The 26,007-nt window shown below is 39.6% G+C and carries 21 protein-coding genes and 1 pseudogene; 3 read left to right on the plus strand and 19 right to left on the minus strand.

Annotated features, from left to right (window positions below; genetic code table 11):
- Nucleotides 1-54: 54 nt before the first annotated feature.
- Nucleotides 55-1,137, plus strand: coding sequence for a M24 family metallopeptidase (locus TZ96_RS09380; RefSeq protein WP_045763847.1), 1,083 nt, complete (start codon nt 55-57; stop codon nt 1,135-1,137).
- Between the two features lie 44 nt (nt 1,138-1,181).
- Here TZ96_RS09380 and TZ96_RS09385 read toward each other — a convergent pair whose 3' ends face one another.
- The 19 genes from TZ96_RS09385 to TZ96_RS09475 form a co-directional block, all read right to left on the minus strand.
- Nucleotides 1,182-1,724 carry a GNAT family N-acetyltransferase gene (locus tag TZ96_RS09385; protein WP_045763848.1) on the minus strand — a complete coding sequence of 181 codons (543 nt, stop codon included), beginning with the start codon at nt 1,722-1,724 and terminating at the stop codon, nt 1,182-1,184.
- Between the two features lie 295 nt (nt 1,725-2,019).
- A complete protein-coding gene (gene nadE, locus TZ96_RS09390; RefSeq protein WP_045763849.1) occupies nt 2,020-2,844 on the minus strand; it encodes an ammonia-dependent NAD(+) synthetase in 825 nt (274 codons plus the stop codon).
- Entirely contained in the window at nt 2,841-4,301 is a 1,461-nt protein-coding gene (locus TZ96_RS09395; RefSeq protein ID WP_045763850.1) for a nicotinate phosphoribosyltransferase, read from the minus strand. The genes nadE and TZ96_RS09395 overlap by 4 nt, the downstream gene beginning before the upstream one ends.
- A gap of 107 nt (nt 4,302-4,408) precedes the next feature.
- Nucleotides 4,409-4,897 (minus strand): DUF6773 family protein, encoded by a 489-nt coding sequence (locus tag TZ96_RS09400; RefSeq protein ID WP_045763851.1) that lies wholly within the window; start codon nt 4,895-4,897, stop codon nt 4,409-4,411.
- A complete protein-coding gene (locus TZ96_RS09405) occupies nt 4,887-5,096 on the minus strand; it encodes a helix-turn-helix transcriptional regulator (protein ID WP_001107501.1) in 210 nt (69 codons plus the stop codon). The genes TZ96_RS09400 and TZ96_RS09405 overlap by 11 nt, the downstream gene beginning before the upstream one ends.
- A gap of 148 nt (nt 5,097-5,244) precedes the next feature.
- Nucleotides 5,245-5,841 carry an HAD family hydrolase gene (locus tag TZ96_RS09410; RefSeq protein ID WP_052696580.1) on the minus strand — a complete coding sequence of 199 codons (597 nt, stop codon included), beginning with the start codon at nt 5,839-5,841 and terminating at the stop codon, nt 5,245-5,247.
- A 52-nt stretch (nt 5,842-5,893) separates the two neighbouring features.
- Nucleotides 5,894-6,304 carry a GNAT family N-acetyltransferase gene (locus TZ96_RS09415; RefSeq protein WP_075230487.1) on the minus strand — a complete coding sequence of 137 codons (411 nt, stop codon included), beginning with the start codon at nt 6,302-6,304 and terminating at the stop codon, nt 5,894-5,896.
- A gap of 100 nt (nt 6,305-6,404) precedes the next feature.
- Nucleotides 6,405-7,778 carry an amino acid permease gene (locus TZ96_RS09420; RefSeq protein ID WP_045763853.1) on the minus strand — a complete coding sequence of 458 codons (1,374 nt, stop codon included), beginning with the start codon at nt 7,776-7,778 and terminating at the stop codon, nt 6,405-6,407.
- A gap of 82 nt (nt 7,779-7,860) precedes the next feature.
- On the minus strand, nt 7,861-8,343 hold the full coding sequence (greA, locus tag TZ96_RS09425) for a transcription elongation factor GreA (protein ID WP_000818756.1): 483 nt from the start codon (nt 8,341-8,343) through the stop codon (nt 7,861-7,863).
- Nucleotides 8,344-8,697: 354 nt separating this feature from the next.
- The gene (mltG, locus tag TZ96_RS09430) at nt 8,698-10,458 is read right to left on the minus strand and encodes an endolytic transglycosylase MltG (RefSeq protein ID WP_045763854.1); all 1,761 of its coding nucleotides are present in this window, start codon (nt 10,456-10,458) and stop codon (nt 8,698-8,700) included.
- Between the two features lie 81 nt (nt 10,459-10,539).
- Nucleotides 10,540-11,034 carry a GNAT family N-acetyltransferase gene (locus TZ96_RS09435; protein ID WP_045763855.1) on the minus strand — a complete coding sequence of 165 codons (495 nt, stop codon included), beginning with the start codon at nt 11,032-11,034 and terminating at the stop codon, nt 10,540-10,542.
- The gene (locus tag TZ96_RS09440; protein WP_045763856.1) at nt 11,031-11,546 is read right to left on the minus strand and encodes a GNAT family N-acetyltransferase; all 516 of its coding nucleotides are present in this window, start codon (nt 11,544-11,546) and stop codon (nt 11,031-11,033) included. The genes TZ96_RS09435 and TZ96_RS09440 overlap by 4 nt, the downstream gene beginning before the upstream one ends.
- Before the next feature lie 8 nt (nt 11,547-11,554).
- Nucleotides 11,555-12,889, minus strand: a complete 1,335-nt coding sequence (gene murC / locus TZ96_RS09445) for a UDP-N-acetylmuramate--L-alanine ligase (RefSeq protein ID WP_045763857.1) — start codon at nt 12,887-12,889, stop codon at nt 11,555-11,557.
- An 11-nt stretch (nt 12,890-12,900) separates the two neighbouring features.
- Complete coding sequence (locus TZ96_RS09450) at nt 12,901-13,497, minus strand: hypothetical protein (RefSeq protein ID WP_045763858.1); 597 nt, start codon at nt 13,495-13,497, stop codon at nt 12,901-12,903.
- 58 nt (nt 13,498-13,555) lie between these two features.
- Nucleotides 13,556-16,642 (minus strand): DEAD/DEAH box helicase, encoded by a 3,087-nt coding sequence (locus tag TZ96_RS09455; RefSeq protein ID WP_045763859.1) that lies wholly within the window; start codon nt 16,640-16,642, stop codon nt 13,556-13,558.
- A 92-nt stretch (nt 16,643-16,734) separates the two neighbouring features.
- Nucleotides 16,735-17,901 (minus strand): MalY/PatB family protein, encoded by a 1,167-nt coding sequence (locus TZ96_RS09460; RefSeq protein WP_045763860.1) that lies wholly within the window; start codon nt 17,899-17,901, stop codon nt 16,735-16,737.
- Between the two features lie 4 nt (nt 17,902-17,905).
- The gene (locus TZ96_RS09465; RefSeq protein WP_045763861.1) at nt 17,906-19,000 is read right to left on the minus strand and encodes a cystathionine gamma-synthase; all 1,095 of its coding nucleotides are present in this window, start codon (nt 18,998-19,000) and stop codon (nt 17,906-17,908) included.
- 145 nt (nt 19,001-19,145) lie between these two features.
- On the minus strand, nt 19,146-21,104 hold the full coding sequence (locus TZ96_RS09470; RefSeq protein WP_045763862.1) for a peptide ABC transporter substrate-binding protein: 1,959 nt from the start codon (nt 21,102-21,104) through the stop codon (nt 19,146-19,148).
- 189 nt (nt 21,105-21,293) lie between these two features.
- Complete coding sequence (locus TZ96_RS09475; RefSeq protein WP_045763863.1) at nt 21,294-22,916, minus strand: putative polysaccharide biosynthesis protein; 1,623 nt, start codon at nt 22,914-22,916, stop codon at nt 21,294-21,296.
- Nucleotides 22,917-23,021: 105 nt separating this feature from the next.
- On the opposite strand from TZ96_RS09475, the gene TZ96_RS09480 reads away from it, so the two are divergent.
- Nucleotides 23,022-24,467 (plus strand): UDP-N-acetylmuramoyl-L-alanyl-D-glutamate--L-lysine ligase, encoded by a 1,446-nt coding sequence (locus tag TZ96_RS09480; RefSeq protein ID WP_045763864.1) that lies wholly within the window; start codon nt 23,022-23,024, stop codon nt 24,465-24,467.
- Nucleotides 24,468-24,585: 118 nt separating this feature from the next.
- Nucleotides 24,586-25,876: pseudogene (locus TZ96_RS10515) on the plus strand (IS4 family transposase).
- The last annotated feature ends 131 nt before the right edge of the window (nt 25,877-26,007 follow it).

A 26,007-nucleotide genomic window follows, 5' to 3' on the forward strand; every position in this document is an offset into this window, starting at 1 on the left:
CTTGCATTTTCTACTAATTTTTGCAAAAATAGAGGGGTAGAAAGAAGGTAGCATATGTCTAAATTACAACAAATCTTAACTTATCTTGAATCAGAAAAGCTAGACGTCGCTGTCGTATCTGACCCCGTCACTATCAATTACCTCACTGGCTTTTACAGTGATCCCCACGAACGCCAGATGTTCCTCTTTGTCCTTGCAGATCAGGAACCGCTTCTCTTCGTTCCAGCCCTTGAGGTTGAGCGTGCAACTAGCACTGTCTCATTCCCAGTTGTTGGTTATGTGGACTCTGAAAACCCTTGGAAGAAAATTCAAAATGCTCTTCCACAGTTTGACTTCAAACGTGTAGCAGTTGAGTTTGATAATCTCATCTTGACCAAATATCATGGCTTGAAGACTGTCTTTGAAAGTGCTGAGTTTGATAACTTGACTCCATTGATCCAACGCATGCGCTTGATCAAATCAGCAGACGAAGTGCAAAAGATGATGGTTGCAGGTGTTTACGCCGACAAGTCTGTTAAAGTTGGTTTTGACAATATCTCTCTTGATAATACGGAAACTGATATCATTGCGCAAATCGACTTTGCTATGAAACGTGAAGGCTACGAAATGAGCTTTGATACTATGGTCTTGACAGGAGATAACGCTGCAAATCCACATGGTATTCCTGGAGCAAACAAGGTTGAAAAAGATGCCCTTCTCCTCTTTGACCTCGGAGTTATGGTCAATGGCTATGCATCAGATATGACTCGTACAGTCGCTGTTGGTAAACCTGACCAATTCAAGAAAGATATTTACAACTTGACTCTGGAAGCCCAACAAGCTGCCCTTGACTTTATCAAACCTGGTGTGACAGCTCATGAAGTAGACCGCGCAGCTCGTGAAGTGATCGAAAAAGCTGGCTACGGTGAGTACTTCAATCACCGTCTTGGTCATGGTATCGGTATGGACGTCCACGAATTCCCATCCATCATGGAAGGAAACGACATGGTTATCGAAGAAGGCATGTGCTTCTCAGTTGAACCTGGTATCTACATCCCTGGTAAAGTCGGTGTCCGAATCGAAGACTGCGGTGTTGTTACGAAGGATGGCTTCGACCTCTTTACAAACACCAGCAAAGATTTGCTTTATTTTGATTAAAAAGTATATTACAAAAATAAGATGGAAAAGCTTAACTTTCCATCTTATTTTTTGATTTGATAATAAATTTTATCAGCTATATAACCTTTTCGTTCAACTGCATTTGGAATCGTCTTCCAAAAAGTCATACCAGCCTTTTCCATCACACGACCAGAGGCAGGATTTAAACTTGCATAGCAGGCATTAACCTCTTTAAATTCAATCTCATCCAGACAGTATGATAAAACTGCCTTCAAGGCTTCTGTCATGAGTCCTCGTCCCCAGTAGTCCATTCCTAAGATATATCCGATCTCACAGCTAGAGTTTTCTTCATCCACACTGACCAGACTAATATCTCCAATGACATAGTCTGGATTTTCTTTGAGACTAATGGCCCATTTATAGTAATTTGGATCGTCATAGGATTTTACCCAATTACCAATAGAATTTCGAGTCTGTTCGACATTCAGGTGTGGATTCCAAGTCACATAAGTTAGATTTTCTGGGCATGAAGCCCAATTATCAAACATGGCTCGAGCATCACCTTCCACAAATCTCCTCAGTATCAAACGTTCTGTCTCAATAGTTTGTGTACCTAGTGCTTTCATAATCGTTACTCGCTTTCTATTTGAATGTTCAAGCTAAGAAGGTCCACTGGACCTTCTTAGCTTTCTTATTTCTTTTGAGAGGGTAAAAACACTTTACTCATAAACATTGAGAAAACAACAGTTTCCTCTAATTTCATGACGCAGTAGCTGTCTGGTTTGAAATACGTTTTATCAAGCTTTTTCAAGCCTAGTCAGCCTTGCGGGGGTGAGACTACGAAATCGAACTCTTCGAGTTACCGGACCTTCCTCGCTTTTCTATTTTCAGGCTCGGGGTAAAAACCTCCCCCAGAGGTTTTTACTCCCAAAACGTATCAAACACGGTGATTGGTAGGTGGCGTTTGTGTTGGCCTTTGTACCACCATTTTTCAATGGTGGCTTGAGCTTCTGGGCTGACTTGCTTACCTTCGAGGTAATCATCAATCTCTGCGTAGGTTACACCGAGTGCAACTTCGTCTGCAATACCTGGTTTTTCTTCTTCCAAATCTGCTATTGGGATTTTTTCATAGAGGGCTGGATCAGCTCCAAGTTCCTTCAAAAGTTGTTTTCCTTGGCGTTTATTGAGGCGATAAAGTGGGAGAATATCTGCACCACCGTCACCAAATTTGGTAAAGAAACCTGTGATATTTTCCGCAGCATGGTCAGTCCCGATAACTGCTCCGCTATGGGTACCCGCAAGGGCATATTGGGCAATCATACGACTACGAGCCTTGATATTTCCCTTGTTAAAATCGGAAACATGACTGCCTGTTGCTTCCACTGCTGTTGTCATAGCATCAGCAGATTCCTTGATATTAATGACCAAGCTCACATCTGGTTGGATAAAAGCTAGGGCTTTTTGGGCATCTACTTCATCAGCTTGCACTCCATACGGCAGGCGTACAGCGATAAATTTATAGCTGTCATCTCCAGTTTCTGCTCGCATTTCTTCCATAGCTAGTTGAGCCAAGCGTCCTGCCAAGGTCGAGTCCTGTCCCCCAGAAATTCCTAATACAAAAGTTTTAAGGAAGGGATGTTTTTTAAGGTATTTTTTCAAAAAGTCAATGGAACGACGAATTTCTTCCTGGGCATCAATCACTGGTTTAACCCCCAGTTCTTGGATAATGGTCTCTTGCAAACTCATTCTTCTTCTCCTTCACCTAGAGCTTCCTTACGCATTTTATCAATCAAGTCCATCTTATCTTGCCACACATCACGAGCCAAATCGACAGGGTAATGTTGTGGGTTAAGAACACGTTTGTATTCGTCCCAGAGCTTGTCAAATTCCTTACGAGCATAGGTTTGAATTTCAGGTAAACTTGGTAAATCATAGACTAGCTTACCTTCCTTGAAAATGTCTACTAAGAGAGGAACAGCATCAAAATTACGGACAGTTTTCTTGATGTAAGTATAGGTTGGATGGAACATCTTGATTTCAGTCATACTAGCAACATCGACACCGTCATAGGTAATGTAATCACCTTCTGACTTGCCTTTTTCACGACTGGTGATGCGCCAAACTTGTTTCTTACCTGGTGTTGAAACCTTCTCTGCATTGTTTGAAAGTTTAATGGTATTGCGCATATGACCATTCTCATCTTCGATGGCAACAACCTTATATACTGCCCCAAGTGCTGGTTGGTCATAGGCTGTGATGAGCTTAGTTCCTACCCCCCAGACATCAATCTTAGCTTTTTGCATTTTGAGGTTAAGGATGGTATTTTCATCCAGGTCATTGGATGCATAAATCTTAGCATCAGTAAATCCTGCCTCGTCCAGTTGTTGACGAACTTTTTTAGAAATATAGGCGATATCTCCAGAATCAATACGAACACCAAGGAAATTAATCTTGTCACCAAGTTCACGTGCAACCTGAATTGCTGCTGGAACACCGATGCGAAGAGTATCGTAGGTATCCACTAGGAAGACACAGTTTTTGTGAGTTGAGGCATAAGCCTTGAAAGCTTGGTAATCATTGCCATAAACTTGAACTAAAGCATGAGCATGAGTCCCTAAAACCGGAATTCCAAAGAGCTTACCAGCACGGACATTACTGGTTCCATTAGCACCACCAATGACAGCCGCACGTGTTCCCCAGATAGCTGCATCCATCTCTTGCGCACGACGTGTACCAAACTCCATCAAAGGTTCATCTTCAATGACTGAACGAATACGAGCAGCCTTGGTCGCAATCAAGGTTTGAAAGTTGACGATATTTAAAAGTGCTGTTTCAACCAACTGACACTGAGCCAAAGGTCCCTCCACTTGAACGATCGGTTCATTAGCAAATACTAAGTCCCCTTCTTGAGCGGAACGTACAGTCAATTCCAACTTGAGATTACGGAGATATTCCAAGAAGGCGCCATGATAACCAAGTGATTCCAAATAAGCTATATCGCTATCTGAGAAACGCAAGTTTTCAAGGTATTTCACAATTCGTTCCAAACCTGCAAATACAGCATAACCATTTTTAAACGGTTGTTGGCGGAAATAAACTTCAAAAACTGCTTTCTTGTTATGAATTCCTTGGTCGAAGTAAACTTGCATCATGTTAATCTGATACAAATCTGTGTGCAATGTTAAACTGTCATCTGGGTACATATACTGTCCTTCTTCCTTATTTGTAAAAAGATGAAAATGTTTCTTCTTTTCTCATAAATTAGTACTATTATAACACATTTTATCGATATTGATAAAAAGCTAACAAGCTATTCTATGCTCTCGAGCTCATCCATATCTTTTTCATACTTCTTCTGAGCCCATTCACCATAACTTTTCAAACCTAAGTTTCCAATAAAGACCCAAGGAAGATAAAAGATATAGGTAAATACCCAAGCAGACAAGTATTTAACGTTCAGAGGATTGTGCTGGTAAATTTCTATGTTGAATTGATAATTCTGTAACATTAAAAGAGCCGTAATAGCCAAGGTCAGGAAAAAACAACCCAAAATCGTAAAATGAAAACGACTATAATAGGTCACACCTAGACTTCGAGCACGGTTGAAAAAGTAAAAAGTCCCAATAATGATAATGATGAGCATCATACTCGGATTAAAAAGGCTTGGTGCCAATACTGCAATCATATAAGATAGGAGCGACAAAGAAATGAAGATATAGAAACTTTCAGCCCCAGCTTTATTGATTAATTGTTCTTCTCTTTCATCCAGTAATTGATAATAAAATAATCTATTTTTCATCTTCTTCCTCCCAAAATAATTGATCTAAAGTTTTCCCTAAGCATCTACAAATGGACTGGCAAAGGGAGAGACTAGGATTATATTTCCCAGCTTCTATCAAGCCGATAGTCTGTCTAGTCACACCTACAGCTTCTGCCAAGTCACCTTGTGTCATATCAAGCTCTACTCGAGCAAGTTTTAATTTTAAATTCTTAGCCACTTCTTACCTCCTTTATAATTTTAAAAAGTTGCGCTTCTTTCTAAGTTCATTATATCATATAATTTACATTATGCAATATATATCTGTCATTTTGTGCGATTTTTTTAACAAAAACTCTCTACCGCTGAAATGATAGAGAGTTTTCTGCTTATTCAAATTTTTTCAAAATATCTACAACGTCGCTTCTTTGTTTTACTTGATAGGCTCTGATTCCTAGACTTTCAGCCATGTTAGTGTTGTCTGCTATATCATCAAGAAAGACACAATTTGCTGGGTCCAACTGATATTTACGGAGGATCTCTTCAAACATTTTTCGATCAGGTTTGATAGCCTTGATATCACAGGAAAGAACAAAACCATCTAAAATCTTTTCTAGAGGTGCTAGTTGATTTTTCAATAATTCATAAAAAACTGGTGAGGTATTAGATAGGACAAAAATACGATGGCCATTTTCCTTTAAACGTGCAAGAAGCGGAAAGATTTCCGTGTAAATATCGATATAGGAAGGCCAGTTCCAAATGACTTCTTCAACCTTTTTCTGATAGCAATCTCCTAATAGGGAAAGAACCTTATCAACCAATTCTTCTCGAGTCAAGGTCCCCAGGTCCAATCTTTCCCAGAGCCCCGACTGGAAAATCGCCTTGTCTAAGATCAGATAATCTTTCTGAGTTTTAGCTACAGATTTCAAAATCTTATCCTTGTTCCATTCCAGTAGAACATTACCCATATCCAGTATGATATCCATCAACCTACCTCCATCATTATGTGAACAATCTCTTTAAGCGTCCAATGTCTGTTTATAAATCTTTTTGATAATAGTGCCTTTGTCCAGTGCAGGGATAGTCTTTTAAGGTAAAGACTTCCTGGTAACCATGTTTCTGATAAAAGGCTGGCGCTTGAAATTGATAAGTATTTACAAAAGCAAAGCGACAGTTTCTCTTTTTAGCTTCACTCTCTGCTTGCTGCAATAGTTGGGAGCCGATTCCTTGTCCTCGCAACTCCTCTTTCACAAATAAATACTCGATTTCTAGCCAATTCCCAAAGGTCTCTGCTACTAAACCAGCCAGGAGTTGACCATGTTCATCTTCGACATAAAGGTTTAGTGGCTCACTTTCAGCAGTTTCTCTTTTGGAACGATTATAGGAGCGAATCAAATCCCCTATCTCCTGTGCTTTCTGAGACTTTGTATTCTCCAATCTAATGTGCATCAAAACCTCCTCCAAGACACTTATGCCTTGATTATATTCCTATTTTGAAGAACTGTCAAACTTAAAAAAACTCACCAACCTGAGCTAGTGAGTTTATAACTTATTTTCTAAATTTCCATTGGCTGTAAATACCAAATGCAACAATCCAGATAGCTGAACCTCTAGCTCCCATTACAGTTGATTCTTGTAAGAAGAGTGTTCCAAATACAAAGATAAAGAAGAGCATTGTTAAAGGATTTAGCAAGCGATATTGGGGCATGAGATAGCCATCTGCCATAAAGTCCTTAGACTTACGATATTTGAGATGGGCTACCATGATCAAGATGTAGATAGCGATATAAACACCTGATGAAGAAGCTGTAATCAAAGCAAAGGCATCTGATACGCCAGGAAGTACATTGATGAATGCTGCAAAACCAATCAATACGGCAGAAGCAATGATTGCATTCTGAGGAACGTTGTGGCGTGAGAGGGTATCTGCCTTAATAGCTTTCAAGAAACGATTTGGTGAATCATGGGCAATCTGATACAAATGACGCCCTGTTGAGTAAAGGGTTGAATTCAAGGCTGATGCAGCTGAAGTCAAGACAACAAAGTTAATCAAAGCAGCCGCCCACTTAAGACCAACAAGTTCAAATACCGTTACAAATGGTGAATCTGCTGCAGAAAGCTCACGCCAAGGAATAATAGACATGATGGCTAAAAGAGCTCCACCATAGAAAAAGATAATTCGCAAAGGAATTTCCTTAACAGCCTTAGGCAATACTTTTCTTGGATCCTTAGTTTCAGATGTAGTAACACCGATAAATTCAATCATCAAGTATGCAAAGAAAACCATCTGGAAGGCCATGACAAAGTTCATAGCACCATTTGGGAAAAGTGAGAAGTGTTCACTGATATTGGCAAGACTTGCTGAACCATAAGGCGTTTCAAAGCCAGTCAAAACTAGAAAGACACCTGTCGCAATCATGGCAAGAATGGCCACGATTTTGATCATAGCAAACCAAAATTCTACTTCACCAAAGATTTTAACGGCAATCAAGTTCACTAAGCCGAGTATTGTCAGAAATACAACCTGAATCAACCAAGATGGCCAGGAGGGAAACCAAAACTGAACATAGTGAGCAATAGCTGTAATCTCAGCCATACCAATAAAGACTACTGAGAGCCAGTAAGACCAGACTGAGAAGTAACCCCAACCCTGACCTAGATAACGAGTAATAAAGTTGATAAAGGTATGCTGCTCTGGGTCTTGGTACAACATTTCCCCGATAGCACGCATCATAAGATACATAAAGCCACCCGTAATCATATAGACCAAGACGATTGACGGACCTGTCAAACTAATGGAACGTCCAGCTCCTAGAAATAGTCCCGTTCCAATCGTTCCTGCAATCGCCATAACCTGAACATGGCGATTGGTTAACCCACGTTCCATTTTATTTTTCTTTTTGTGCTTATTTTCTGAATTCATATAGTCTCCTCTAGTTTTTAGAATTAAGAAAAGGAGTAATGGGAAGCGCTTTCCCTATATCTACTCCTTCTTTTCATTCCTATTAAACTGTTTTTTCTACTTTTAAGATTTTAACATCATAGCTTCCTACAGGTGTTTCAATCGTAGCAGTATCACCTGTTTTCTTACCAATCAAGGCTTGCCCAATTGGGCTTTCATTTGATACTTTACCTGCAAAGGCATCTGCACCCGCTGATCCCACGATGATATATACTTCTTCGTCGTCTTCACCAATTTCTTGGATAGTGACTGTTTTCCCGATAGCAACTTCATCTTGAGCAACTGCATCGCTATTGACAATCTCAGCATAACGGATTTTTGTTTCCAAGCTAGAGATTTGTCCTTCAACGAAGGCTTGCTCGTCCTTAGCTGCTTCATACTCACTATTTTCTGACAAGTCACCGTATGAACGCGCAATCTTGATGCGTTCTACAACTTCTGGACGACGAACTAGTTTCAACTCTTCTAATTCTTTTTCGAGTTTTTCCTTTTCTTCAAGGGTCATTGGATATGTTTTTTCTGCCATTTTTCTCAACTTTCTTTTGATTAAATTTAAATTTCTTTAGGTAGTAAAGCAAAATTATGTGGTAAACCACATAATTTTACAATGAAGACAAAGTCTTTTTAAAGCTTTCCTTAAATGATTTTGGTCAGTAGCGACCTTTTAAAATCTGTGCCTAAACCGAATGATTCTATCACTGCTAGACTCAGGTTCAAATAAGAGGTAGGTTTTGACTTTCGTAATTTCCGAACGCCTAAAACTTGTGAATTTCAGGCGTTTCTAATCATAGCGGAAAGACTGGTGTGACTTGCTATTCCCGTAAAAATAAGAGATTCTTTTCTACATTCACGGATTTAATCGCAAATCTTGTTCTAAGAGTTAGTTTGAACTACTTGATTGTGTCAGTTTACTGTTGACATGCTCTGCAACGTTTCGATCATGTTCTTCTCGTGTAGTTGCAAAGTAAACCTTGCCATCTTGTACGTTGGCTACAAAGTAGAGATAGTCGCTCTTAGTTTGATTGATACTTGCTTCAATTGCATCCAGACTTGGACTGTCTACTGGACCAGGCATTAAGCCAAGGTTCGTATAATCATTATATGGTGAATTGATTGTTGTATCAATTGCTGCATCATCTGCCAAGCTAATATTTTGTCCTAGCTTACCTTCTGCATAGAGAATAGCAATATTACTCTGAAGTGGCATACCAAGGTTCAAACGATTATAGAAAACTCCAGCGATCAGCTTGCGATCGTCAGTTTTCAATCCTTCTTTTTCCACAAGTGATGCGATGGTGAGGAGTTCATTCACTGTCAAGTTCTTTTCTTTGATTGCAGTGTAATGTGCTGACAAGTTTTTGTCCATAGTTGCCACCATTTCATCAATCAAGCTTTCAATAGTTGTGCTTTCTTTGATAGCATAAGTTGCTGGGAATAGGTACCCTTCTAAACGATAACGAACACCACTTTCTTTAGTTGGTAGACTTCCGAGAAGGGTTGGATACTTAGCAACTAATTGAGAGATGAAGGTTTCATCTTGCACTTTTGCCAAGAAGGCATCAGCCGTCAAAGGTTCTTTAAACTCTCCTTGAAGCTGACCAACTGTTTGTGCGATTTGATCAAGGGTATAACCTTCAGGGATTGTAAGATTTGCAAGTGCAACCTCTTGAGGTTGAGGCGTTCCTCCCTTTTGCAATTCTTTGATGATATCATCTGTACTCATGCTCTTTTGCAAATTATAGTAACCAGATTTCAAATCATTGTAGTCTTTATACTTAGCATAAAGGCTAAAGATAAAACCATGTTTTACCAATCCAGAGTTTTCTAAGGTATCACCAATTTGCTGAAGATTGGCCCCTTCTGGAATCTGAACCGTAACATACTGTTTTGAATTTGCATCAACCGGTTGGAGTGCAGATTCGACATAACGGTAACCAAAGAATCCACCCACACCTAGTAAAATCAATAAAACAAATACTGTTACGAAAAATCCTTTCAAGCGTGATTTTTTCTTTTTCTTGATTGGTTTCACTGATTCTTTACGACTTCTTCTAGGAAGTTCAGTTCTAGTTTCAACTGGAGCAACTGGCTCTTGACTTGGAGTTTCTTTTGCAAGAACTGTTGGTTTCGGTTGAGGTTTAATATTATTTCGAGCAGGACTTGGTTTGGCCTGATTCGTACGATAAGAAACTGGAATCCTTGTCGAATTAGCATTGAACTCTTTCTCTTCTTGAACCGGCTGAGCAGGTTCAAGAGGCTTGACGGGTTCAACAGCTTCCGTTGATGGTAGAGGATCTGGAGCTACAGCTGGCTCTGAAACTACAGCTGGCTCTGAAGATACAACTGGTTCTGAAGCTACAGAAGTTTCAACTGAATCATCTTGTAAAACTGGACGTGGTGGAACTGCTGGAGCATTAGCAAGTAATTCATCCACTAGAGAAACAGAATTGGCCATCAAGTCTTCTACTGAAGGCTCTTCCACTGGGTTTTCCGCTTCTGAACTATTATTTAAATTTGAAAACAAATCATCGTTGTTACTTTTAGTATTCGCGATCCCGTCTTCTCTTTTTAATCTTTCTAAATCTCTTAAAATTTGTTCTTTAAAACTTAACTTTTCTTCTTCTCGAGAATTTTCGCTCAAAGGTGTTACCTCCTTGTTGATAATCCATAATATTATATCTTAAAAACTAAAGAAAAGCAACCATAGATGCCTTCCTGCTGCCTAATTCGTGTTTTCCCAGACCATGTCATACCATTCTTCACCAGCAAAAGTCGACTTTGATTTTCCTTCATTCACAAAATCATGTTTCTCATAATAGCCAATGAGATAGTCATGGCAGGTTAGATTGATTCCCTCACGCTCATGCTCAAGAGCGAGATCTTTTAAAGCGGTCAATAATTTTCGTCCGACACCTAAAGCTTGAGCTTTCTTAGCAATGGATAGACAAGTCACAGAGATATAGCCACCTTTTTGATGGCTATAATCTTTAATGTCTTCTGTAAAGGACTGGTCTTGTAAATGTCGATGAGGGACTACTGGTCCCTCAATATAGCCTAGAATTTCCCCCTCTTTTTCAGCCACTAAAAAACTGGTCTTGATTTCCTTCAGATGAGCTTCAAAAACAGGACGAGGAATGGCTTCTTCAATTGAAAAATTTTCTAGTTCAATTTCAAAGATACGATCTAAATCTGTCAATCTAGCTTGTCTAATAATCATATTTTCTCCTGATAATAGGGATTCTGCCAACGCATGAGAAAGGCAACTTCACTGCTCCTTTCTCCATCTACAATCCCTTGTTCCACAAATCCATTCATTTCAAAGTAGGCCAGCAACTCATCCTCACAAAGCAGGTAAATACCTGGTCTATTTTGCTGACGGGTAACTTCCTTCAAAGCTGCTAGCAACAAGGTTCCAAAGCCTTGCCCCTGAAAATCGGGATCGACAGCTAAATCTTCAAGGATGATTGAGTTCTCACTAATGAATTCCTCATCTCCGATCTCAAGCATCCATTGTCTTAAAGAGGGAATAGGAGGTGTCGTCGCAATGATATAAGCAATCCCTTGATCATCCAGGCTAGCTAAGAGAAACGTACCCGCATGCTTGCGGATACGTTCTTCTATTATTTCTCTATTCAATACTTCTAGGGAGTTTGAAATACTTTCTTGTATCAAGCAAATCTGATTTATATCTGATTGCTGTGCTTCCCTGATTTTAATTGGAAATTCCATGATCTTCCTTACTGAACATTGCTTGTCAAATTAGACAAGAGACGTTCGAATGAATATTCATAAGTTTGGATATCGCCAGCTCCCATAAAGACATAGACAGCATTATCATGGTCTAGGAGTGGAGAAACATTTTCAACTGTGATAACTTGATGTTTCTTGTTGATTTTATTTGCAAGGTCTTCTACCTTGACATCACCATGGTCCACCTCACGAGCAGATCCATAGATTTGTGCGAGGTAAACTGCATCAGCCTGATTCAAGGCCTGAGCAAAATCATCCAACAAGGCAATTGTACGAGTAAAGGTATGTGGTTGGAAAATTGCCACGATTTCCTTGCTTGGGTATTTTTGACGTGCAGCATCTAGCGTCGCAATGATCTCAGTTGGATGGTGAGCAAAGTCATCGATGATAACCGTATTATTAACAACCTTTTCTGTAAAGCGACGTTTCACTCCACCAAAAGTCTTCAAGTGTTCACGCACTAAATTCAAATCAAAGCCAGCAGTATAAAGCAAACCAATCACTGCTGTGGCATTCATGATATTGTGGCGACCGAAAGTTGGAATGTGGAATTGACCCAACTCTTGATCACGGAAGTGAACGGTAAAGGTTGAACCTGTTGTAGAACGAAGCAAGTCACTTGCTACAAAGTCATTACCTTCTGTTTCAAAACCATAGTAGTAAATCGGAGCATTAGCCGTAATCTTACGCAACTCAGCATCTTCACCGTAAACGAACAAGCCTTTAGTAATTTGTTTGGCATAATCATTGAAGGCGTTGAAGACATCTTCCAAGCTTGTGAAATAGTCAGGGTGGTCAAAATCAATGTTAGTGATGATAGAGTACTCTGGATGATATGGCATGAAATGGCGCTCATACTCGTCTGATTCAAAGACAAAATACTTGGCATTTTCAGAACCACGACCTGTACCATCTCCGATCAAGTAGCTAGTATCAGTGATGTGTGACAAGACGTGAGAAAGCATCCCAGTCGTTGAAGTCTTACCGTGTGCACCAGCAACTCCCATGCTGATAAAGTCACGCATAAAGCTACCAAGAAACTCATGATAACGTTTATAGCTGATACCATTTTGGTCCGCGTAAGCAATTTCAACATTGTTATCTGGACGGAAGGCATTACCAGCGATAATTTCTAAATCTCCTTGAAGATTTTTTTCATCAAAAGGTAAAATTGTAATTCCTGCTTGCTCTAGTCCACGTTGTGTAAAGTAGTACTTTTCAACGTCAGAACCTTGCACCTTGTGCCCCATTTGATGCAACATCAAAGCCAAGGCACTCATACCTGATCCTTTGATTCCGATAAAATGATAGGTTTTTGCCATTTTCTTCCCCTCTATTCGCTCATTCTAGTCAAGTTGAGCTCGTGGGCCACTTGACGTTCTTGTTCTTTTTGTTTGCTTTTTTTGTTATAAATTTGGCTTTTCTTTAAAAAGTCATAATTGTTTTTCTTGGAATGACTTGTTTCACCATCTGAAATTGGATGTTCTGCTTGAGAAACTGTTTCTGCTAAAATATAGTGAGACTGACCTAACTTCTGACTATATTTCGCAAATTCTCCTGGATTTTCCTTTTGAAAAGGTGCTGTCGGTTGATTTGATGGACGCACATGGCTTGTCTTCGGTTGACGTCTCGTATGACTTACATCCTGAGTCAAATATCTAGCCGAGCGCTTCTTTTTCAAATCCGCGCGAGCTTCTTCACGCGCTAATTCAGCATAGGATTTTTCTTTTTTCTCAATCGGTTTTACAAAAGGTTTGACTTTCTCTTGCTTTTTGTCTTCAGTGATTGGAGACCATTCCAAGTAGTTTTTATCTTGGTAATCACCTTTTATATTACTGATGAAATCAGACTCATCGTAGAGATTCATAACTGGCATTTCTGTCAACATGACTTCATCATCTGCCACTATTGGAAATCGTTTTTGTGTCATATTTATTTCCTTTCAATACTCCATTATAGCGTAATGTCTTGATTTTTCAAGTATAGGCTCATGAAATCCCTAAAATTTCTCGTATTTCAGCTAGACTCAGACTGCCACGAGACTCTGTTCCATCCAAGATTTCAGAAACAAGATTTTTCTTTTTCTCTTGTAATTCTTGAATCTTTTCTTCAATTGTACCTCGAGTCACAAGGCGATAAACTTCAACAGCTTGCTCTTGCCCCATACGATGGGCGCGACCGATAGCCTGCGATTCAACTGCAGGATTCCACCATAAGTCTACTAGAATGACTGTATCGGCACCAGTGAGATTGAGACCGACCCCGCCAGCCTTTAGGGAAATTAAAAATACATCGCGCTCACCTTGATTAAAGGCTTTGGTCATCTCTTGACGTTCTTGCGAAGGTGTTGAACCCGTAATTTTAAATGAAGTCAAACCTAAGTCAGGCAGCTCTTGCTCAATCCGATCCAGCATACCTCTAAATTGTGAGAAAATAAGTACACGATGCCCACCTTCAGCAATCTGAACCAGCAAATCTCGTAAACTATCCAGTTTCCCGCTCTCTCCTTGGTAGTCCTCCATAAAGAGCGCAGGCGTATCACAAATCTGACGCAGACGCATGAGTCCAGTCAAAATTTCGACGCGATTTCGTTGAAATTCCGAATCGCTTACCTGTCCCAAACGTTCCTGCATCTGTTGCAGTTGAGCAAGATAGATAGCTTTTTGTTGATCCTCCAGTTCATTCTTATAGACGACTTCAATCAAGTCAGGCAACTCTGTCAAAACCTCTTCTTTCTTACGTCTCATGACAAAGGGTTTGATAAATTGAGCCACTCTCTCAGTTGATAGTTTCATAAACTCCTTCTTAGCAGGTAAGAGGCCTGGTAAGACAATCTGAAAAATCGACCAGAGTTCTCCCAGATGGTTTTCAATCGGTGTTCCTGATAGTGCAAAGACAGATGGAACCACAAATCGTCGTAAACTTTGAGCAATCTTCGTTTGTGCATTTTTCATGACTTGAGCTTCATCTAGAAAAAGAAAATCAAAAGATAGGTCTCGATAAATTTCACTATCTTGACGGAAAGTAGCATAGCTTGTCACATAAATCTGATGATTTTCTGCCAAAATTGACTCTCGATGAGATTTTAAGCCATGCACAACCGCGACATCCAAATCTGGAGCAAACTTTTGAAATTCATCAGCCCAGTTATAGATTAAGCCAGACGGAGCAAGGATTAGGACACTAGTATCTGCTTGAACCTGACTACTTAAAAAGGCGATGGTTTGTAAGGTCTTCCCAAGTCCCATATCATCTGCTAAAATCCCACCAAAGCCATAATGGTGAAGCATCTGAAGCCACTGAATTCCCTTTTTCTGATAATCTCTAAGTTCTGCTTGGATATTCAGCACTTTCATCGGAAAATCTTCTGGATGCGTCAAATCATGGGCCAGATTGCGAAATTCTTCGGTGAAAGAAATTTGATCCTGGTCCTTAAATAGATGAGATAGGGTATAAGCTAGGGATTTACGAGCTCGAAAAGCTCCATCTTGTAGGTCCTCTATCCCTAATTCTTCTAAATCCTGACGGATACGCTTGGTCTGATCATCGAAATAGTAAACCTGATTCGAAGAGCTGATGTAATAATCCTGCTTCTCAACTAGCGCTTTCATCGCTCGATCGATTTCTTCTTGATCTATATCTTGAAAATCAAATTGAATTTCTAATAGGTTTCCCTTGGATGAGATGTGAACTTGAGGCTTCTGAACCTGATAAAGGTCTTGCAAGCTTTCAGAAATCTTTAATTCTCCAAGTGCTGCAAAGGCTGGTAAAACTTCCTGGAAGAAGGCATGGACTGCATCAGCTTTCAAACTTTGACGCCATGAACGAAAATCTGCTTCAAATCCAGCTGATAGAGCTAGTTGAAAAATCTCTTTCTCTAGTTGAATATCGCTAGCAAAAGGAAGATTCTCTAGTTCATTACGATTCCTTACTAGGCAAGTTTCATACTGAAACTGCATATCCAAACGAATAGAACCGTCCTCTTCTCCTTCCATGTAGAAAGAAGGACGGAAAGACTGAATTCGAAGCCCAACAGGAGCCTCTACCTTTCCTACGTTTTCGAACTGGGATAAGGTTGAAGCTAAAAGGTCTCGGTCACTGGTATCAAATTGTAAAATCTTTCTACCACTTTTATCGATAGATACTTTTTTTAATTTTTCTATAAGTCTAGTTTGTTCTTTAGACAGAAGATAAAATGTACCTTTAGTAAACAAGACTTGTCCCTTATAAAACGAATTAAGCCCTACCTGTTGAACAATTTCCATCTCAAAATAGTTGGATTTTTCTTCAATTTTAAAGGTAAATAAGCCTGCTTGACCATCAAAATCTTGAAATACAAGATGAGAATAGCTTGAAATCTGATGGTCAAATTGAAATTCATCTAAGCCCATCAGCAGACTAACACCCGGCTCAAAAAAAGACAGTGGGAAATAGAGATGACGACCTTGATTTTGGAAAAAGAGGGCATTTTCAACCTCATCTTCTACAATTCCCTGAAGGAAATTCAGAACAAATTGGCTACTTTCATCAAACTGACGAATATTCAAGGAAGTTTCATATAACTTTCCAATCATATAGGGTTTACTAGTTTCTAACACCTTCAGAAAAAGGGGGATATCTCGAATTACATAAAATTTCTGCGTCTGGATAAGACCGACTCTCAAAGTCCAAATAATGCGATTAGTCCCTGCTTCAATCTGCCCCTGAGCAGACAACTGATAGATTTCAGAAAGACTAGGAATTTGAATGGATTCTAAAAACTTTCCTCCAAAAGTAACCTGAGTTTCAACTTCTTCTTTCTGTTCGTGCACATTTTCCAGATTTCCCAAGAGTTCCTGACCAATCGGATCATTTTTCAGGTAATGCTCTAGTGCTGCCAAATGCACACAAAACCCTCTTTTTTGGAAAAAATCACAAGCACAAAAAACCAAATCATCATCCAGGCTATAGCGAATTTCTTCATCTGCTACACGCGCATAGAGGCGATGGTCTTTCTCTTTGATAATTTCAATCTGACTAGTTTCGTAGAGTTGAGCTCCCTCCATTCGAAGCTTCCCTGGAATCAATTTAGCCATATTTTCCCCTTTACTTTATCTCTTAATTATACCACATTTCTTCTTACGAAAATAGCCTTCTAGGAGTACTTTTCTCCTAAAAGGCTAGCTTCTTAAAATTTAGCGAAAGTAGCAATGATTCGCTGGCAAACTTCTTCCAAGACAGATGTCGGCATGGCTACATTTAAGCGAGCATGGAGAGCTCCTTCTTCACCAAAGTCCAAGCCCCTGTTCAGGATAACCTTGGCTTCGTCTCTTAAAAGGCTTCTTAATTCTTCATCACGAATATCGTAGGCTGAAAAATCAAGCCAAATGAGATAGGTTCCTTGAGGTTTCATGACCTTGATTTTCGTTTCTTTTCCAAACACATCGACGACATAATTGATGTGTTTCTCAATCAGTTCTTTGAGTTCTGACAACCATTCTTCACCAGAGCGATAGGCTGCTTCTGTTGCCAAATATCCCAACCCTGAGATTTCATGTTGATTATTAGCTAGCTGGCGCTTTTGGAAAGCCACTCTTAACTTAGGATTCTCGATAATAGCGTAGGAATTCTTTGTTCCCGCAATATTGAAGGTCTTGGTAGCGCTGCTTAAAATCAGTGAAAATTCTTTAAAATCTTCATTTACCGTATTGAATGACTGGTGTTTGTTTCCAAACAAGGCTAAGTCTTGGTGAATCTCATCAGACACCAACAAAACTCCATGTTTTTGACAAAGTTGTCCAATCTTCTCTAAGACTTCCTTCTCCCAAACACGTCCACCAGGATTATGAGGGTTGCAGAGAACGTAAAGTTTCACATCCTCTTCAACAAAGTCTTTCTCTAATTGATCAAAGTCAATCTCAAAAAGTCCGTCTTTTTCTACTAGAGAGTTGGTGATTAGTCTACGATTATTAAGCTTAATACTGCGAGCAAAAGGAGGATAAACTGGTGTGTTAATGAGTACTGCTTCACCCTCTTTGGTAAAGGCTTGGATGGCTGTTGAAATAGCTGGTACTACTCCTTCGATAAAGACTAGGGCATCCTTATCAAAGCGATAGCCGTGCTGTTTTTCCTCCCAGTTTTGAACGGCTTCAATCAAGCCATCACTAGCATAGGTATAGCCATAGACTAATTGCTCAGCATAGTCATGGACTGTCTGACGAATCTCAGGTAAGACTTCAAAGTCCATATCAGCGATCCAGGCTGGCAATACTTGACGGTCAGTCTCTGCTTCTTTCCATTTGTAGGTATGATGTCCAAAACGATTGGGCAAGGTCGTAAAATCATATTTTCCCATAGTTTTATCCTTCCAAGGCTTGACGCAAGTCTTCAATCAAATCTCTAGCATCCTCAATACCAATAGACAAGCGCAAGAGGTCATCTGTCAATCCATAAGAATGACGAACCTCTGCAGGAATGTCTGCATGGGTTTGAGTAGTTGGGTAGGTAATCAGACTTTCTACACCACCCAGACTTTCAGCGAAAGAGAATACTTTCAAAGTATTCAAGATATGAGGGATTCGTTTTTCATCCGCCACTTTAAAGGAAATCATCCCCCCACGACCTGTATACAAAACTTCTTTGACTGCAGGTGATTGTTCCAAAAAGGCTACGATTTCTTGAGCATTAGCTGTTGAGCGCTCCATACGAAGTGACAAGGTCTTGAGACCACGAATCAATTGATAACTATCAAATGGTGACAAGACAGCCCCTGTCGTATTGAGATTGTAAAAGAGTTTTTCGTATAAATCCGCACTATCTGTCACAACCACACCAGCTAGAACATCATTATGTCCTGCAAGGTATTTTGTCGCTGAATGAAGGACAATATCTGCTCCATCTTCAATTGGACGTTGGTAAATCGGGCTATAGAAGGTATTGTCGACGACAACTTTAGCACCCTTAGCATGAGCTAATGTTGACAATTTTTCAATATCAAATTCCAACATCAAAGGGTTGGTTGGTGTTTCAATATAGAGTACATCCACATCCTTTTCTAGCTCGGCAATTAGCTCTTCTTCTGTGTTTGCATAAGTAAAGTGGAAACGACCTTCCTGTTCCACTTGATTGAACCAACGGAAAGAACCACCGTAAAGGTCACGGACAGCCAGAACCTTACTACCTACTGGAAAAATGCTAAAGGCCAACACAATAGCAGACATACCTGAACTAGTTGCTAGAGCATAGTGGGCTGATTCAATAGCTGCCAAGACTTCCTCTGCCTTGCTACGAGTTGGATTTTTGGTGCGGGTATAGTCAAATCCAGTTGACTGACCAAATTCTGGGTGCTGATAAGTCGTTGAAAAGTGAATAGGTGTAACCAAAGCACCTGTTGCCTCATCAGACTTGATCCCCGCTTGTGCTAAAATTGTGTTGATGTGAAATGATTTACTCATACAATACCTCCAAATCTATAGTAACTATTGTACCACTTATTTTGTATCCTTCGTTTTCTTGTTTTCAAGAGCTAGTTATAGTTTCAAACTATACAAAAACGATAGCTTCCTGAGAAACTATCGTTTTTCCTGTTGCACTGACTGATTATTTAACGTGTTTAGCTAATTCTTCTTGGGCTTTTTTGTTAGATTCTTCTTTTTCTTTTAGCCATTTTTCTTTAGCTTTTTCATACTCATCAGCCGTTACAGTCTTATCTTGCAACTTGAGATATTTGTATGATTCGACACCCTTATTTCCTGCTTGTGAGAATGGCGATGAGAATGGAACTGTCTTTCTCAAGGTCGGTGTTCCACCAAGAGAAACGTTTGGAATTGCAAGGGCGCTATCAACGAGCCAAGCTTGAACTTCAGCATATTTTTCATAACGTTTTGCTGGTTCTTGCTCCTTGTTCGCTTCTTCTAGCATTTGAGTGTAAGTATCGAGTCCAACTGCCTTAGCCTTGTCATTTACCTCACCTGGTTCTAGACCAATGTTTTGCAACATACCCCCATTATTAACATTTAGGATATCAAGATAACTTGATGGATCCAAGTAGTCAGCACTCCAACCACCATTATAAATATCAAAATCCTTTTGAGCTGCGGTTTGAGCTAGGTAGCTAGAATTATCGTAGTCATCTGTTGATAATTGTTGGATATCGATAACCACATTCTCAGCCCCTAAGACAGATTCGATGGATTGTTTCAAAGAACTTGCTTCAAGTACACCTTTTTTAGCTGATTGGTCAACTGATACATCCAAGTGGATTGGGAACTGCACACCCTTAGCTTCCAATTCTTTCTTAGCTTCTGCAAACTTAGCCTTAGCCTTGTCAGGATTGTAGTATGGGTCTTGTGCATCTGCAAAGTTGATTCCTTGCCATTCTTGGCCATAGTTGACCATCTTTTCTGAAACAACATCGCCAAAGTCTTTTCCGTTGATACTTACAAATGTTGGAGGTACAACTAGGTTACGAATAATCTTCGTTGCTCCGTCTTCCCCTTGAGATTGAGCTCCATAGGCTGTACGGTTATAAGCATAGTTGAAGGCTTGACGGAAGTTTTTATTCAGAACTGCTTCTTGAGTTGATTTCTTTTCGATATCTGAGGATTTAGATGTGAAGTTATAAGATTTTCTGTCCAAGTTGAAGTTCAAGTAATAAGAAGTTGCGGTTTGCATACTATAAATGATGTTATCTTTGTTCTTCTCTTTAATTCCTTCAAAGCTTGAGCTATTTGGATAGAGACGTGCGTAGCTGTAGACTCCTTCTACAAAGTTACGAGCTAGTGCATCTTGGTCACTACCATCATAATAGGCCAATTTCACATCATCCACAAAGACATTTTTTTCATCCCAGTAGTTCGGATTTTTCTTGAATTCGATGACAGATTTTGAAACAAAGGATTTCATCAAGAAAGGTCCATTGTACAAAATACTAGAAGGATCCACCTTACCAAAATCATCCCCTTTTGATTTCAGGAAGTCTGCATTGACAGGGAAGAGAATGGTTGATGTTGTTTTAGAATTCCAATAAGATTCTGGTCGTGTCAAAGTGTACTGAACTGTTTGGTCGTCAATCGCCTTAACACCGACAGTTGAAAAGTCAGTTGTTTTCCCGTTGATATAGTCATCCAAACCTGCTACAGAATCTTGAACCAGATACAAAGCCTCGGATTTTTTATCTGCAGCATATTTCAAACCAGTTACAAAATCTTGGGCAGTTACTGGAGCATATTCTTCACCTTCAGAGGTATACCACTTAGCATCTTTACGAAGTTTATAAGTGTATGTCAAACCGTCCTGAGAAACACTCCAATCCTCTGCTAAGGATGGAACGTAGTTACCGTATTGGTCATTTTCCATCAACCCATCTACCAAATTGGTAACGATGTCATTAGTTGTTGCACGGTTTTCTGCAAGATAGTTCAAACTAGACGGATCGCTAGAATAGACATAGTTGTATGTTTTAGTTGAACTAGCTGAGTTGCTACAAGCCGCCAATAGTAGACCGGCACTTAGGGCAAGACCTGCCAGCGTCAGATATTTTGCCTTAGACTTTTTCATTTCCAGAACCTCCAAATTTAAATATTTGTATCATTATACAGCTATTGTTTTTTTTAGTCAAGCGATTATAGACATAAATTAATCTTTTTTCTACAATTTTTATTTTTTCTCTCTTTTTTAAATAAAAAATGAACAATTTAAACTTTTTTAGAGTTGAAAGTTCAAATTGTTCATTTTATTTATAAACTATTATGATATTTTCAAGCGTTCTCGCAACTGGTCCGCTTTTACCTGTCCAATAACCTTATCCAAGAGACGAGTATAGAGACACATGACTCCGTAGAGACCACCACCGATTGTTCCGATTAGAAGAACGTAAAGGAAACTCCAGAAACGACCTGATGGTTGGAAGACAAAACCAATCATCCATTGTAAGAAGCCTACCAGAATAAACATGACTAAAGTCAAAATTGTGACTAAAATTGTTCTCTTCAGAATAATCTTTCGACGTGCACCTGTCACCTCACAGATATCTCGGTACATCAAGACATTTGGAATGATGAGACCAATTGTCGTTGAAATGAGGGGACCATAACTATGGAAAATCGCAATTGATGGTAATTGAAGAACAATCTTAGCAATTGAGCCATAAACAAAATACAAGACTGCTTTACGATTACGAAACATAGCTTGAAGCATCGGTGACAAGACCATGTACAAACCAAGAATAGTTGACTGTAAGACTGCAAAAACAAACAAGCCCATCGCCAAACTATCTGGCTTACCATAAAAGACTGTATAGAGAGGTTCACCAACCATGACTACTCCAACAGTTGCTGGAAGTAAGAATAAGAAGAGCATGGTGATACTATCTTGAACGAGACGAGAAGCCGCTGGCAAATCACCCTTGACATAGTTCTCTGTCAAGAGAGGTAGCCCAACGCTACCAATCGAAACTCCAACCGAAATCAAAATCATGGTGATTTTATTAGGATTGGCGGAGAAATAAGAAAACATGACAACCAAGTCTTCATTACTGTAGTTGGTAAACCACTTCATACTATTGATAAAGGTCATTTGGTCCAAGATTTGGAAAAGCTGAATAGCCGAACCAGTCAAGATAAACGGAATTGCTTCCTTAATCGTATCAACCAAAAGACTCTTACTGTCAATCTTATCTCGTGTTTCAAAAACTTTTTGGAGCAATCCTTCCTTATAAAGGAAATAAAGCAAGACTGCAAAACTAGCTACCATTCCCACAAAAGCTGCAAAGGTAGATTGGGTAACAGCTGATAGATAATCCTTTGAACCGAGCTTCATGATGATAAAGGTTGCTAAGAGCATCCAAATGACACGGATAACCTGCTCAGCAATTTGACTCATGGCATAGGGCTTAAGATTATTCATCCCTTGGAAAAATCCACGGATAACACTCATAGACGGGAATATCAAGACAGCCCACGCTAGACTTTGCATAATGGGGATCAAGTCCTTACCGACTCCAGAAAGGTCCGCCAACCAAGGTGCAAAGAGGTATAAAATCAAGGCAAAGGCAAGTCCTAGCACAGTCATAAAGCCTAAGAAGCTCCGAATCAGGGCAAAACTATGCTCTTCCTCATGCATGGTATTGTATTTAGCGACCTGCTTAGCGACCGCTACCGGGATACCTGCTGTTGAAATCAACAAGAACCAGGCGTAGATATTGTAGCCCATGGTGAAGAGGCCATTAGCCTTAGCTGCATAAGTCCCCATCCAGATATACCAAGGGATGATGTAGATGGCCCCGAGCAGGCGACTGATAAAGTTACTAGCCGTTAGCCAGGCAGTCCCTCGTAACATCTGGGCCTGCTGATGATTATTTTCGTTAGACATAACTTCCTCATTCAATTTTAATAACTAGGAAATGTTCCTTATCTTCCATTATAAACTTTTCCTTGTTACTTGTAAAATTCAGACTTTCGGTTTACAATAGAAAGTATGATAAAGATTGAAAACGTATTAGATATTTTAAAGAAAGATGATCTCTTCCGTGAGATCATCGACCAAGGGCATTACCACTACAACTACAGTGATGTCGTTTTTGATAGCATCTGCTACGATAGCCGAAAAGCACAAAAAAATAGCCTCTTTTTTGTCAAAGGAGCAGCCTTCAAAAAAGAATTTCTCCTTTCGGCAATTGAACAAGGACTTGGTTGGTATGTAGCAGAACAAGACTATGAAGTAGGTATCCCTGTTATTGTCGTTAGCGATATCAAGAAAGCCATGAGTTTGATTGCCATGGAATTTTATGGCAACCCTCAGGAGAAATTAAAATTACTTGCTTTCACTGGTACTAAAGGAAAAACAACCGCAGCTTACTTCGCCTACAACATCTTAAGTCAACAACATCGTCCAGCTATGTTATCAACCATGAATACGACCTTGGACGGCAAGATTTTCTTTAAATCTGCCCTGACTACTCCTGAGAGTATCGATCTCTTTGAGATGATGGCGCAAGCAGTTGATAACGGACGAACTCACCTTATCATGGAAGTATCCAGCCAAGCCTACTTGGTTAAACGAGTCTACGGACTGACCTTTGATGTCGGTGTCTTCCTCAACATTAGTCCTGACCATATTGGTCCTATTGAGCATCCGACCTTTGAAGATTATTTTTATCACAAGCGTCTCTTGATGAAAAATAGCAGAGCAGTTGTCATTAATAGCGATATGGACCACTTCTCTGTTCTGAAAGAACAAGTTGAGAACCAAGAGCATGACTTCTACGGTAACCAGTCAAGTAACCAAATTGAAAACTCCAAAGCCTTTAGCTTCTCAGCAATCGGTAAATTAGCTGGAGATTATGACATCCAGTTGATTGGGCACTTCAACCAAGAAAATGCAGTCGCTGCAGGACTTGCCTGCCTTCGTCTAGGTGCTAGTCTTGAAGATATCAAAAAAGGGATTGCGTCTACTCGCGTCCCTGGTCGCATGGAAGTTCTCACACAGAAAAATGGCGCAAAAGTTTTCATTGACTACGCCCACAATGGTGACAGTCTTAAAAAACTAATCTCAGTTGTTGAAGCACATCAAACTGGAAAGATTGCTCTAGTGCTTGGCTCAACTGGAAACAAGGGAGAAAGCCGTCGCAAGGACTTTGGACTTCTCCTCAATCAACATCCTGAAATTCAAGTCTTTCTAACAGCTGATGATCCAAACTACGAAGATCCGATGGCCATTGCAGATGAAATCAGTAGCTATATCAGTCATTCCGTTGAAAAGATTGCTGACCGTGAGCAAGCCATCAAGACTGCTATGGCTGTTACAAGTCAAGAACTGGATGCTGTAATTATCGCTGGTAAAGGAGCCGACTGCTACCAAATCATCCAAGGGCAGAAAGAAGACTATCCTGGAGATGCTGCTGTTGCAGAACGTTATCTATAGTATATTTAAAGAAGGCTAGGAAAATCCCCAATGTCATTAAGTTAAGAAATTCAAATACAATTCTGTATTTGGGTTTCTTTTTTTATGTGCTAAACTGATAGTTAAGGAGGTACTTCCTATGATAAAACAGATAAAAGCCCACTTGAATAAGAGTATTCAGAGTATCCTTGGTCAAAAAGTTGAGCTCGTCAAACAAGATGAACAGGCCTTTACTCGTAAAAGAAGGTTATCACTAGAAACCATGATTCGTACCATTCTGGGAATGGGAGGAAAATCACTGTCAAAAGAATTACTAGATGCTAGACTGACAGTTTCAAATTCAGCCTTTGTTCAAAGACGCTATCAGATAAAACCTGAGGCTTTCTATACCTTATTTAAAGAATTTACAGCACCTATTCCACTTAACACCAATCTTCCGATATTCGCTGCAGATGGGAGTGATATCTGTATTCCTCGAAATCCCATGGATACAGAAACCTCTATCCAAACCCAAACGGATGTTAAATCCTATAATCTCATACACATAAATGCCCTATACGACTTGACGACTGGAGTGTATAGAGATGTTTCTATTCAAGACAAACATACGCAACATGAGCGCTTAGCTCTGATTCAGATGATGAAGGCTTCTCCCTTTCGAGAAAGCTCTTGTTATCATGGATAGAGGCTATGAAAGTTACAATCTCATGGCTCATTTTCAAGAAAAAGGATGGCTTTATATCATCCGAATTCGAGATGGAAAACAATCCATGCGTTCCTCCTTCAACTTGCCAAATACAGAGTGTTTTGATCAAAACTTTTCTCTAAAATTATCACGAAAGCAAACCAATCAGCTCAAAAAACTTTATCGTGATTTCCCCAATGACTATCATTTTATTCCACACAATTCTACTTTTGATTTTCTTCCAGAAACAAGTCAAAAACATGACCCTGTTGAACTATACCAACTTCCTTTTCGTTTGGTGCGTTTAGAAGCGGAAGAAGGAAAATACGAAACTTTGGTGACAAATACAGACTATTCAGTCCAACAATTAAAAAATCTCTACGCCAGCAGATGGGGCATAGAGACTAGTTTTCGTGACCTGAAATACAGTATTGGCTTGGTCAATTTTCATGCCAAAAAGAAGGAAGGGATTCTCCAAGAAATCTTTGCCCGATTTACAAATTTTAACTTTTGTCGTTGGGTAACCTCGCAAGTTGCCATCGACAGTAGTCACAAAAAACAAAGATATAAAGTGTGTTTCTCAGATGCGACTTATGCCTGCCGTTTGTTTTTTAACGGTTCCCTTTCTTCTCTCCAGTTGAAAAACTACCTCAAGAAACAGTTATCTATTATTCGACCGAATCGAAAATATCCAAGAAAAATAAAGGCCCAATCGGTAATTGATTTCATCTATAGAGTAACATAAATCTCAAAAAATAGGGTGAAAAAACCTTTATTTGTTATGCAAAAAAAATAGAAGATAGGATAGAGAATCACTTTGATGATCTCAATCCTATCTCCTATTCAAATAGTTAGATTACTAACTTAATGACATTG

It is taken from the genome of Streptococcus infantis (genome assembly GCF_000963255.1).
Lineage (GTDB): Bacteria > Bacillota > Bacilli > Lactobacillales > Streptococcaceae > Streptococcus > Streptococcus nidrosiense.

What these genes read in the sequence shown, in the direction of transcription:
- TZ96_RS09435 (WP_045763855.1), bottom strand. Translation starts at nt 11,034, where the DNA reads ATGATTATTAGACAAGCTAGATTGACAGATTTAGATCGTATCTTTGAA.
- TZ96_RS09455 (WP_045763859.1), bottom strand. Translation starts at nt 16,642, where the DNA reads ATGGCTAAATTGATTCCAGGGAAGCTTCGAATGGAGGGAGCTCAACTC.
- TZ96_RS09475 (WP_045763863.1), bottom strand. Translation starts at nt 22,916, where the DNA reads ATGTCTAACGAAAATAATCATCAGCAGGCCCAGATGTTACGAGGGACT.
- TZ96_RS09440 (WP_045763856.1), bottom strand. Translation starts at nt 11,546, where the DNA reads ATGGAATTTCCAATTAAAATCAGGGAAGCACAGCAATCAGATATAAAT.
- TZ96_RS09450 (WP_045763858.1), bottom strand. Translation starts at nt 13,497, where the DNA reads ATGACACAAAAACGATTTCCAATAGTGGCAGATGATGAAGTCATGTTG.
- nadE (WP_045763849.1), bottom strand. Translation starts at nt 2,844, where the DNA reads ATGAGTTTGCAAGAGACCATTATCCAAGAACTGGGGGTTAAACCAGTG.
- TZ96_RS09465 (WP_045763861.1), bottom strand. Translation starts at nt 19,000, where the DNA reads ATGAGTAAATCATTTCACATCAACACAATTTTAGCACAAGCGGGGATC.
- TZ96_RS09395 (WP_045763850.1), bottom strand. Translation starts at nt 4,301, where the DNA reads ATGTACCCAGATGACAGTTTAACATTGCACACAGATTTGTATCAGATT.
- TZ96_RS09380 (WP_045763847.1), top strand. Translation starts at nt 55, where the DNA reads ATGTCTAAATTACAACAAATCTTAACTTATCTTGAATCAGAAAAGCTA.
- TZ96_RS09420 (WP_045763853.1), bottom strand. Translation starts at nt 7,778, where the DNA reads ATGAATTCAGAAAATAAGCACAAAAAGAAAAATAAAATGGAACGTGGG.
- TZ96_RS09415 (WP_075230487.1), bottom strand. Translation starts at nt 6,304, where the DNA reads ATGCACATTAGATTGGAGAATACAAAGTCTCAGAAAGCACAGGAGATA.
- TZ96_RS09460 (WP_045763860.1), bottom strand. Translation starts at nt 17,901, where the DNA reads ATGGGAAAATATGATTTTACGACCTTGCCCAATCGTTTTGGACATCAT.
- TZ96_RS09480 (WP_045763864.1), top strand. Translation starts at nt 23,022, where the DNA reads ATGATAAAGATTGAAAACGTATTAGATATTTTAAAGAAAGATGATCTC.
- TZ96_RS09385 (WP_045763848.1), bottom strand. Translation starts at nt 1,724, where the DNA reads ATGAAAGCACTAGGTACACAAACTATTGAGACAGAACGTTTGATACTG.
- greA (WP_000818756.1), bottom strand. Translation starts at nt 8,343, where the DNA reads ATGGCAGAAAAAACATATCCAATGACCCTTGAAGAAAAGGAAAAACTC.
- murC (WP_045763857.1), bottom strand. Translation starts at nt 12,889, where the DNA reads ATGGCAAAAACCTATCATTTTATCGGAATCAAAGGATCAGGTATGAGT.
- TZ96_RS09400 (WP_045763851.1), bottom strand. Translation starts at nt 4,897, where the DNA reads ATGAAAAATAGATTATTTTATTATCAATTACTGGATGAAAGAGAAGAA.
- TZ96_RS09410 (WP_052696580.1), bottom strand. Translation starts at nt 5,841, where the DNA reads ATGGATATCATACTGGATATGGGTAATGTTCTACTGGAATGGAACAAG.
- TZ96_RS09470 (WP_045763862.1), bottom strand. Translation starts at nt 21,104, where the DNA reads ATGAAAAAGTCTAAGGCAAAATATCTGACGCTGGCAGGTCTTGCCCTA.